Below are 9,685 nucleotides of genomic sequence, written 5' to 3'. Positions count from 1 at the left end.
TAATTCAGACAAAGGGTCGGTGGCAACAGTTTTGGGATAAGGTTGACCAATTTGGGACTCAGATTTGTGCTTAAGAACATCTAATTAAATCAGCACCCGTTAAAGGCAATATCACACCGATTAATCCAGTTAATGCAATCAAGTTGCAACGGGCGGTTAAATTTTACAACTTTGATAAAATAGCCGAATCACACCAGATTGTTAAACAAGCCGAAATTAGATGGGCTAGCGCGGCAGTGGAATATGCGGAATTGTCGGCACTTGAAGCGCTGGACTCAGCGCAAGAATCTGATTTAAAAAGCGCTGAATTTTTGAAGGATTATTACCCGGATGTTTCTGACGCGGCGATGTTTACCGCGCAACAGTCCGGCGGTATCGCGCAGGAATTACAGGAACTGTGCAAGGAAATAGGTGATTTTGAGTGGTTGATTGTCAAGGTTGAAAAAGACAACCCCGATTCGACCCTGGCCGTGGATTATGAAAGTTTAGCCGCAATACGCCATTGTGCTACAAACGAACTGCTTAACAGGCTTGAGGCGGCGATGGCTTAATCATTAACCAAACAAGGCCACTGTAACAGGTGGCTTTTTTTTGCGTACAAAACCGCTACAACCCGCAATGGATAAGGGTTTTCTAGCGCTAAAAACTCGCCAATTGGCGACAAAAAAGACGAGGGTTTGTACAAAGAAAAGTACGGCACGTTTTTAGAATACCTGGAAAAGCGGTGGAATTATTCTGAAAGCCGAGGTTATCAATTAATAAATACTGCTGAATTTATCCTTAAATTGTCTGCCGAAAACTCCACAATTGTGGAGAAAAAACACGAAGTTTTCCCACAAAACGAAGCCCAGACACGCCCCTTAATAGACAAGCTTTCAACCGATTAAAGTCTGTGAACATGGTTTGAAAGTTTTACACGGCGCTGGCAAAACTTATCAATCGCGAGAATCGTGAGAATCGCGAAAATATACCCAGCCTAGGTGATTTAGCACAACGCCAAATAAGAAACTTCTATTATTGGCGTTGAATTGTTTCAGGCGATCATTATGGATTGCAGCGGCAGAAATAACCGTAACTATAGCCGTCACCAAAAAGCGTAATCCGTGCTTTTTGTAGAACTTAATAGCCATACAACACGACTAACAACTTGATTTTATTGGAGCCAATGAAGGGAGTCGAACCCTCGACCTACTGATTACGAATCAGTTGCTCTACCAACTGAGCTACATCGGCAAAGTTTACATGCTTAATTTTAGTCTAAAATAGCTGTAGATTCTACTTATGCACAAAGATACAACTTAGCCACTAGACAATGGTTTGGATTTCAAGCTATGCTCATCAGGTCTTAGCCTGCATAGGGAAAAATCATGCTACTTACACCCTCATTTTTACCTGAATTAATTGAAGCCGTAACAGAGGCTATTACAAAAAATTCCGATAAAATCACCTTGCTAGATCAAGCTATCGGCGATGGTGATCACGTCACTAATCTGCAGCGCGGGCTTGCGACACTGATGACACAAAGAGTAGACCTTAGCCAATTAGATTGGCCTGCCGCATGGCAAAAAATAGGCATGACAGTGATGACTGCTGTGGGCGGTGCATCTGGTTCTTTATATGCCACATTGTTTCTAGCTATGGGCAAAATGGCATTAGGTAAAGATATGAATGTGCAGCGATTTTCAGAAGTATTTACACAGGCAGTTGAAGCCGTTAAGCACCGGGGCAAATCAGATGTGGGCGAAAAAACCATGCTGGATGTTTTAGTGCCGGTCGCAGAATACTTACAAAAGTCCGCGGCAGTGTCTATGCCATTATCGACGTTGCTAGTACAAACCAAACAGGTGGCGATAATGGGTAGGGAATCAACACGCGACATGCTGGCCACTAAAGGACGAGCATCTTTTTTAGGGGAGCGCAGCAAAGGCCATATCGATGCTGGCGCCATGAGCAGTCAGCTAATTATTTGCGCCGTGGTTGATGTATTGCTGGCACATTTAACATCCCCACCTTAAGGAGGCGGTATGCACTGGCGCATCCCATAAGCGTATTAGTTCATCATCAACAATTGTTAACGTGAGTGAGCAACCCGCCATATCCAATGATGTCGTGTAATTCCCCACCAAAGAACGCACTATGCTAAGCCCCAGCTTTTGTAGGAATTGGCTAGCGAGATCATAGATCAGGTACAACTCCATCAACGGCGTAGCGCCAAAACCGTTGACATGCAATAGCACCTGCTGCCCTGGCTTGAGCTGTAAGCCATCGGTAATTGTTATTAGCAAGCGTTCTACAATATCCGTGGCCACCATTAAACCCACTGTTTCTCGTCCATGTTCGCCATGTATGCCTACGCCCATTTCAATTTGATTATCATCCAGATGAAAAGTCGGCTTGCCCAATGCCGGTACAGTGCAACTGGTCAGCGCAACACCCATTGATGCGGTGTGCTGGTTAATGCGATCGCCTAAAGATTTACAAAAAGCCAAATCCGCGCCATTTTCTGCCGCCGCGCCGAGCATTTTCTCCACAATCAGCGTGCCTGCCACGCCGCGCCGCCCTGTGCTGTGATTTTTGTCCAGTGATACATCATCAGAAACCAACACGGTGGCATTGGGATAATCCAGCATTTCAGCGGCAATTTCAAAACTCATGACATCACCGGCATAATTTTTAACGATAAATAACACGCCAGCGTCATTTTCAAGTGCCTGTGCTGCGGCCAGCATTTGATCTGGCGTAGGGGAGGTGAATATTTGTCCAGGGCAGGCAGCATCCAACATACCTAATCCTACAAAACCCGTGTGCAAAGGCTCATGCCCAGAACCACCACCGGAAATAAGCACCACTTTACCAGAAGTCTTGGCCTGCAATCGGCGCACAAAATGCGGCTGACTGCTAAGTTGAATAATATCAGCATGGGCTTTAGCAAAACCGCTTAAACTCTCATCCAGTAAAGTATCCACGTCATTAATTAGTTTTTTCATAGGCGCATTAGAGCTCGTTAACTGAGTAATTTTAACGGTTCACAAGATAGTTAAACCCTGCGTTTTTCCCGCTCAAGCCATGTTCTGCAAGGCCTGCGTGACGGCAATAATATCTGGCATAACCCAGGTGGGCTGGTAATCTAAGGCATTTAAATCGGCCTCGCTAGATATTCCTGTTAACACCATGATACTCCGAATATTAGCCCGCACTGCGCCAAGAATATCAGTTTCCAGGCGATCACCGATGGCTATGGTTTCAGCAGGATCAGATCCTAAAATTTTCATGGCTTGTTGATACATTATAGGTTCGGGTTTACCAATACAAATCGGGGCAACACCGGTTGCGACTTGCAATGCCGCTAAAATTGCACCATTCCCTAAGGTAATGCCGTGTTCTGTCGGCAAAGTGGTGTCTGCATTGGTTGCGATAAATTGTGCGCCTGCGCGTATATTTAACGTAGCCGTGGCTAATTTATCCCAGGTTAAGGTTTGATCTTTTCCACACACCACAATATCAGCGCCTTTTTGGGAAGGATCGCTGGGCTTTTTGATTTCATATAGCCCCGTTAAGGTAAAGCCGCGTTCGATTAATGGCTGCGTAGCACCTTCTTCGCCCACTACAAATACCCGTGTTGTTAGCGGATTATTGTTTTCAGCCAAATAAAACGCTGTTGCCATGGCGGAAGTGAAAATTTCATGCAGTGCGACGGTGACGCCCATGTTTGCCAGTTTAGTGACATACTGCATTTGCGTTAGGCTGGCATTGTTGGTAGCCAAAATAAAGCGAATGCCCAGAGTGCGGAGCGTCTGGAAAAAATCGGGCAATCCAGGCAGTGGCGTGGTGCCATGCCATAATACGCCATCCATATCGATGATGAGAGCACGCACATCAGTTAGAGCTTTCATAAATAGTACTCTCGTTAGTTTTTGATTTTATATGGCGGCTAATCCGTTAAAACGCGGCAGGCATTATAGAGCATATCTTTGGATTATGTATTTTTCAGTGTTGAAACACTCGACGGTAAAACACTAAAATCCGCACATATTGCTACTACAAATTTTTAATATTTGTGTTGTGATTTTTGAAGTATTATTATGTTGCTTGGGCAGCCGTATTTTGTAGATTCAATAGTCGGTGTTAAGTATTGGGCATTGACATGTGTCCCCTTTCTACTTTACAGTTACTGCCGCATAAAGAATATGTAATCAACAATAACTATTTAATCATTTTGGAGTGTATATCATGGCAAGACCCTTAATTCAAATGGCCTTAGACTCATTGGATTTCGACCAAACCGTTGCGCTTGCAGAGCAAGTTGCGCCACACGTTGATATTTTTGAAATTGGCACACCTTGCATTAAACACAACGGTGTTAATCTGGTTAAAGCATTAAGAGCTAAATTTCCAGATAAATTGCTTTTAGTTGATCTTAAAACAATGGATGCTGGCGAATACGAAGCAACACCATTTTACGCAGCAGGCGCGGACATTTGCACCGTTCTGGGTGTATCTGGCCTTGCCACTTGCAAAGGTGTTATTAAAGCAGCTAACGCACACGGTGCTGAAGCGCAAATCGATTTGATTAACGTTTCTGATAAAGTGGCTTGTGCACGCGCAACTGCGGAAGCTGGCGCTCAAATTGTCGGTATCCATACAGGTCTTGATGCTCAAGCAGCTGGCGATACTCCATTTGGTGATTTGAATGACATCGCTAGATTAGGTTTGCCCGTTAGAATTTCAGTGGCTGGTGGTATTAAGCAATCTACCGTACAAGACGTTGTTAGAGCCGGCGCGAACATTATCGTTGTTGGTGCTGCTATCTACGGTGCGCCATCTCCTGCTGAATCAGCACGTGAAATTCGTGAATTGGTTGACGCTGTATAATACAGAGAGTCAAACACATGCATCAGAAGCTTATCATAGACAAAATTTCAAGTATTCTTGAGGCAACCGATAGTTCGTATGATGGAAAGCTGACTCAGCTTCTAGATAATGCTAAGCGTATTTATATCGCTGGTGCAGGACGTTCTAAGCTCGTCGGTAACTTTTTTGCAATGAGACTGGTACACAGCGGTTACGATGTCAGTGTTGTTGGTGAAGTGGTTACACCGAGCATTAAGAATGGCGACCTACTGATTATTATCTCTGGCTCTGGAGAAACCGAGCAATTGATAGCATTCACTAAAAGTGCTAAGAAAATAGGCGCAAGCATTATTTTGATCTCTGCAAAAAGTAGTTCCACCATTGGCGATATGGCAGAAGCTGTATTCACCATTGGTAGCGCGGACCAGTATGGCAAACTGTTAGGTATGCCGATGGGGACAGTGTTTGAGCTGTCAACATTGGTTTTCCTGGAAGCTACTGTTTCCCACATTATCCACGATAAGGGAATTACCGAAGAAGTGATGAGAGAGCGCCACGCTAACTTGGAATAATCTCAGTAGAGCGGATAACTGTTAGGGTTATCCGCTCCGCTTGTCATGCTGAATGATCTTTGTCGTCAGGGAATTTCGTGATACATAACAATAATTTAAGTGTCGCAGTGTTTAATTATTTATTGAAAATTTTAAGGGGAACAATATGACTTCGCGCCGAGAATTAGCGAACGCCATACGCGCTTTGAGCATGGATGCCGTACAAAAGGCAAACTCTGGACATCCGGGCGCCCCGATGGGGATGGCGGATATCGCTGAAGTATTATGGAATGACTTCATGAGTCATAATCCGACCAATCCAAGCTGGTCAAATCGTGACCGATTCGTGTTGTCTAATGGCCATGGATCAATGCTGATCTATTCCTTGTTGCACCTCACCGGTTATGCGTTACCCATTGAAGAATTAAAACAATTCCGTCAATTACATTCAAAAACCCCCGGTCACCCTGAATACGGTTATGCGCCTGGCGTAGAAACCACCACTGGCCCACTAGGCCAGGGCATTACCAACGCGGTCGGCATGGCTATTGCCGAAAAAGCATTGGCTGCACAGTTTAATAGAGACGGGCATAAAATTGTCGACCATCACACCTATGTATTCCTAGGTGATGGCTGTTTGATGGAAGGGATTTCTCACGAAGCGTGCTCTTTAGCCGGAACGTTGGGGCTGGGTAATTTAATGGCTTTTTGGGACGACAATGGCATTTCCATTGACGGACATGTGGAAGGCTGGTTTACCGACAACACGCCCATGCGTTTTGAAGCGTACGGCTGGCATGTTATTGCTGATGTCGATGGCCATGATCATCAAGCCATATCGAAAGCGATTACCGTAGCTAAAGCAATGACCGACAAGCCTACTTTGATTTGTTGCAAAACAACCATTGGTTTTGGCTCCCCTAATAAAGCAGGTTCTCATGCGTGTCATGGTGCTGCATTAGGCCATGACGAAATAAATCTCACTAAAGCAGCACTTGGCTGGGATCATGAAGCGTTTGTAATTCCAGAAAATGTGTATGCCGGCTGGGATGCTAAAACCAAAGGTGTTGCTGCTGAAAAAGCCTGGGATGAAAAATTTTCCGCGTATCAAACTGCTCACCCAGAATTAGCCAGTGAATTTACCCGCCGTATGGCAGGTGATTTGCCAAAAAATTGGGCTGCTGATGCGAATGCATTTGTAGCGGCAATCAACGCTGAAGCAAAAACTACGGCAACGCGGCTATCTTCTTTATCTGCAATTGAAGGTTTCGCTAATTTACTGCCAGAAATTTTCGGTGGTTCTGCGGACTTGGGCTGTTCCAATATGACAGAATGGAAAGGTCATAGACCCATGCGTGCCAATAAACCTGATGCTAACTACATCAATTATGGTGTCCGTGAGTTTGGTATGTCGGCCATTATGAATGGGCTGGCCTTGCATGGCGGTGTTATTCCGTTTGGCGCAACTTTCCTGATGTTCTCTGAATATGCGCGTAACGCGTTACGTATGGCATCGTTGATGAAGATACGCTCTATCTTTGTTTATACCCATGACTCTATTGGTCTTGGCGAAGACGGCCCTACTCATCAACCAGTTGAACAAACAGCGACTTTGCGTTTGATTCCAGGCATTCAAGTGTGGCGCCCATGTGATGCTGTTGAAACTACAATATCCTGGAAAGCGGCTATTGAACATCAAAATGGCCCATCCATTTTAGTGTTCTCTCGTCAGAACTTACCGCATATGCCACGCACGCAAACACAAATTGATGCAATATCTCGTGGTGGCTATATTTTGACGGATAGCGAAGGACAACTTGATGCTATCATTATTGCTACCGGTTCTGAAGTCGAATTGGCTGTAAAAGCGGCTGAACAATTAAGATCGGCGGGTAAAAATATTCGTGTGGTTTCAATGCCATCTACCAACATTTTCGATGCACAAGATGCCGCTTACCGTGAATCTGTTTTACCTGCCAACATTACGCAACGCGTTGCGGTGGAAGCGGGCGTTACTGATGGCTGGTGGAAATACGTGGGCACGAATGGCAAGATCGTAGGTTTGGATCGTTTTGGTGAGTCTGCACCGGCAGGCGAGCTCTTTAAAGAGTTCGGCTTTACCGTTGAAAACGTAGTAAAACACGTCGAAATGGTACTTTAATCCTAAGACGATACTAGAAAAGCTTACGACATACCATTAGGTGAGAATTTCTGATGACAACAGATTCAGAAATCCTCACCACTTCTTTTGACTCATAGGTGAACAACGTGAAAAAGAATAATTTGAAAAATGGTCTATTAGCCGTATTAGTGTTGAGCAGCGGCATTGTCTGTGCTGATGACCAATATCCGGCTGCAGATTTCCAACCGTCCGTAGTTTATTCGGATGATGCTTACATTGCCAAAGACAGCAAGTCTGCAACCAGCAGCCAAGCTGCACCAGCAGCTAAAGCCTCAAGCTCTGCTTCAGACGATAAATACCCTGCGGCCAATTTTGAGCCACAAGTTGTTTATAACGATCCTGATTACAAGCCCAGTAAAATGCCCGCTGCCTCATCGGGTTCAAGTGCTGGCTCAGCAACAGTGAGTGCCGCACCGGCTGATTCCGCAGCACCTGCCGATACTTCAACCAGCTATTGGACTGGCTTGATCGTGATGGCTTTAGGTGGTGTTGCCTTCTTTAAAACCCGTCAGTGTGGTAAATGTACAAAATCAGAAAAAACCTCAGCTAGCTCATCTAATGCAGGTAATTCGAATGGCGGCGGTGGATTGACCGGCGTTGCTAAGTATTTGAGCAAAGCCTCAGGTACCGGTGTGAGCCGCTATTTAGATAAGCATGTTCAATCGGTAAAAGCTAGCGCCGCTACTGGCGTTGAAAAATACCTACGTAACCGGAGATAATAGATGGTACGCAGTCGCGCAATCGATTTAGTCGATAAATCGTTATCTCGTCGTAAACCGACTGAAAGCCAGGAGAATTTTTTGGTTGCTGTTAATCCTAGCAATGAAGTGACCGGTGTGGCGAGATATTTGGCGGCTCGGCCATCCATTACAGGTGTCTCCAAGTATATGGATACCATGCAAACCGTGTCATCGGTGGGCAAGTATTTAAGGAAAAAAGACCTGTCATCTCCCATAACCGGCGTTGCTAAATACTTGCTTAAACAAGCGGTTATTGACAGGGCAACCCCTGTTATGACCGGTGTTGCAAAATATACCGTCAAACTGAAAACTGAAGTTCCAGTTACGGCGGCTAAGCTAAGCAGCGTGGCAAGCTATCTTGCTAAACAGGATGTTGAGGCTAACCGTATTATAAGTTTAACCGGTGTGGCTAAATATCAGGCAGAGAAGGATTGTGCTGCCCGAAAAACCGCTGCCGCTGCGATTATTGCCCGCTTCGTTGAACAAGAAGCCAAACTTGCCCAAGATAAAGCAGAAGCTGCCTTAGTCGCTGCCTCTATCGTAACAGAACCGCAAGTAACGCAAGATGATTCGGCATTAACCAGCGTTGAAAAATATGCCCAACAACAAGCAAAACTTGCGGCTAATAAGCCGCGTGCCAGCGGTGTTGCCAAGTATTTGGCTAAGCTGCTGATTGCAGAAATAAAACGGCCACCGCAAAGCGGCGTTGATAAGTATGTTGCTTTACAACAGCGTACCGCAAACCCCAAGCCGGTCGTCAGTAGTGTCAGTAAATACGTAAAATCGCAAGCCAGCTTGCCAGCACGGGTGTATCCTGTGGTCAGCGGTGTTGAGAAATATCTTATTAAAGAAGCCGACAATGCTAAAGCCAAACCTTTAGAAAGCAAGGTTGCCAAGTATCTTGCCCAGCAGGCGACAGTGCTTTCCGACATCAAACAAAGCAATATCATTGTTGTCAATTTTGAGCCAGGCACAACGGGACTTTCTCGCTATTTAGAAAAACACAGCCAAACTAAGTTGCTAGAAGGTGAATTTATTCCAGCAGGTCAAGAGGCTGTGACAGGTGTCGCTAAGTATCTTCGCAATAATGTAGCGGTGTCTTAACGTCCGCGTATCGTATAAAGCGTACCGTTTTCTGTCGGTATTTTAACATCGGGGTAGATGCCATACGTGGCGATACCCCGAAGTCCGTTATACAGTGGGGTGTCGAGGTTTTATCCCATGCCCGCCACTTATACCGAGCAAGCGTTAGCTTCGGTATTGCCACTGAATGAATTTTCCGCTTCCATAAAAGTCTAATTAAACCTTTTGTAAGACTTTATGAAAGCTGGGTTGTAGGTTTTTTAACTTGAAATATAGGT

The 9,685-nt window shown here is 45.1% G+C and carries 10 protein-coding genes and 1 tRNA gene; 8 read left to right on the top strand and 3 right to left on the bottom strand.

Annotated elements, in window-relative coordinates; genetic code table 11:
- The first annotated feature begins 143 nt into the window (after nt 1–143).
- Nucleotides 144–551, top strand: coding sequence for a hypothetical protein (locus ACHZC4_RS09055; RefSeq protein ID WP_394753511.1), 408 nt, complete (start codon nt 144–146; stop codon nt 549–551).
- A gap of 126 nt (nt 552–677) precedes the next feature.
- The gene (locus ACHZC4_RS09050; RefSeq protein WP_394753510.1) at nt 678–887 is read left to right on the top strand and encodes a hypothetical protein; all 210 of its coding nucleotides are present in this window, start codon (nt 678–680) and stop codon (nt 885–887) included.
- Nucleotides 888–1,157: 270 nt separating this feature from the next.
- Here ACHZC4_RS09050 and ACHZC4_RS09045 read toward each other — a convergent pair.
- Nucleotides 1,158–1,233, bottom strand: a tRNA-Thr gene (locus ACHZC4_RS09045).
- 134 nt (nt 1,234–1,367) lie between these two features.
- Between ACHZC4_RS09045 and dhaL the strand changes: the two genes are divergently transcribed.
- On the top strand, nt 1,368–2,015 hold the full coding sequence (dhaL, locus tag ACHZC4_RS09040) for a dihydroxyacetone kinase subunit DhaL (RefSeq protein WP_394753509.1): 648 nt from the start codon (nt 1,368–1,370) through the stop codon (nt 2,013–2,015).
- On the opposite strand, the gene dhaK is transcribed toward dhaL, so the two are convergent.
- A complete protein-coding gene (gene dhaK / locus ACHZC4_RS09035) occupies nt 1,998–2,987 on the bottom strand; it encodes a dihydroxyacetone kinase subunit DhaK (protein WP_394753508.1) in 990 nt (329 codons plus the stop codon). The genes dhaL and dhaK overlap by 18 nt on opposite strands.
- 72 nt (nt 2,988–3,059) lie before the next feature.
- Nucleotides 3,060–3,893, bottom strand: a complete 834-nt coding sequence (locus ACHZC4_RS09030) for an HAD-IIA family hydrolase (RefSeq protein ID WP_394753507.1) — start codon at nt 3,891–3,893, stop codon at nt 3,060–3,062.
- Nucleotides 3,894–4,230: 337 nt separating this feature from the next.
- Between ACHZC4_RS09030 and hxlA the strand changes: the two genes are divergently transcribed.
- From hxlA to ACHZC4_RS09005, 5 genes are all read left to right on the top strand, one after another.
- Nucleotides 4,231–4,872: a 3-hexulose-6-phosphate synthase gene (gene hxlA, locus ACHZC4_RS09025; protein ID WP_394753506.1), complete on the top strand. Its 642-nt coding sequence runs from the start codon at nt 4,231–4,233 to the stop codon at nt 4,870–4,872.
- Between the two features lie 17 nt (nt 4,873–4,889).
- Nucleotides 4,890–5,423: a 6-phospho-3-hexuloisomerase gene (gene hxlB, locus ACHZC4_RS09020; protein WP_394753505.1), complete on the top strand. Its 534-nt coding sequence runs from the start codon at nt 4,890–4,892 to the stop codon at nt 5,421–5,423.
- A 145-nt stretch (nt 5,424–5,568) separates the two neighbouring features.
- Nucleotides 5,569–7,563, top strand: a complete 1,995-nt coding sequence (gene tkt / locus ACHZC4_RS09015) for a transketolase (RefSeq protein WP_394753504.1) — start codon at nt 5,569–5,571, stop codon at nt 7,561–7,563.
- 107 nt (nt 7,564–7,670) lie between these two features.
- Complete coding sequence (locus ACHZC4_RS09010; RefSeq protein WP_394753503.1) at nt 7,671–8,303, top strand: hypothetical protein; 633 nt, start codon at nt 7,671–7,673, stop codon at nt 8,301–8,303.
- 3 nt (nt 8,304–8,306) lie between these two features.
- Nucleotides 8,307–9,428 carry a hypothetical protein gene (locus ACHZC4_RS09005; RefSeq protein ID WP_394753502.1) on the top strand — a complete coding sequence of 374 codons (1,122 nt, stop codon included), beginning with the start codon at nt 8,307–8,309 and terminating at the stop codon, nt 9,426–9,428.
- The last annotated feature ends 257 nt before the right edge of the window (nt 9,429–9,685 follow it).

Origin of the sequence: Crenothrix sp., assembly GCF_043729335.1 — a bacterium.
GTDB lineage: Bacteria > Pseudomonadota > Gammaproteobacteria > Methylococcales > Methylomonadaceae > Crenothrix.
This window is presented reverse-complemented; position numbering and strand designations above follow the sequence as displayed.

What these genes read in the sequence shown, in the direction of transcription:
- ACHZC4_RS09005 (WP_394753502.1), top strand. Translation starts at nt 8,307, where the DNA reads ATGGTACGCAGTCGCGCAATCGATTTAGTCGATAAATCGTTATCTCGT.
- dhaK (WP_394753508.1), bottom strand. Translation starts at nt 2,987, where the DNA reads ATGAAAAAACTAATTAATGACGTGGATACTTTACTGGATGAGAGTTTA.
- hxlA (WP_394753506.1), top strand. Translation starts at nt 4,231, where the DNA reads ATGGCAAGACCCTTAATTCAAATGGCCTTAGACTCATTGGATTTCGAC.
- hxlB (WP_394753505.1), top strand. Translation starts at nt 4,890, where the DNA reads ATGCATCAGAAGCTTATCATAGACAAAATTTCAAGTATTCTTGAGGCA.
- tkt (WP_394753504.1), top strand. Translation starts at nt 5,569, where the DNA reads ATGACTTCGCGCCGAGAATTAGCGAACGCCATACGCGCTTTGAGCATG.
- dhaL (WP_394753509.1), top strand. Translation starts at nt 1,368, where the DNA reads ATGCTACTTACACCCTCATTTTTACCTGAATTAATTGAAGCCGTAACA.
- ACHZC4_RS09030 (WP_394753507.1), bottom strand. Translation starts at nt 3,893, where the DNA reads ATGAAAGCTCTAACTGATGTGCGTGCTCTCATCATCGATATGGATGGC.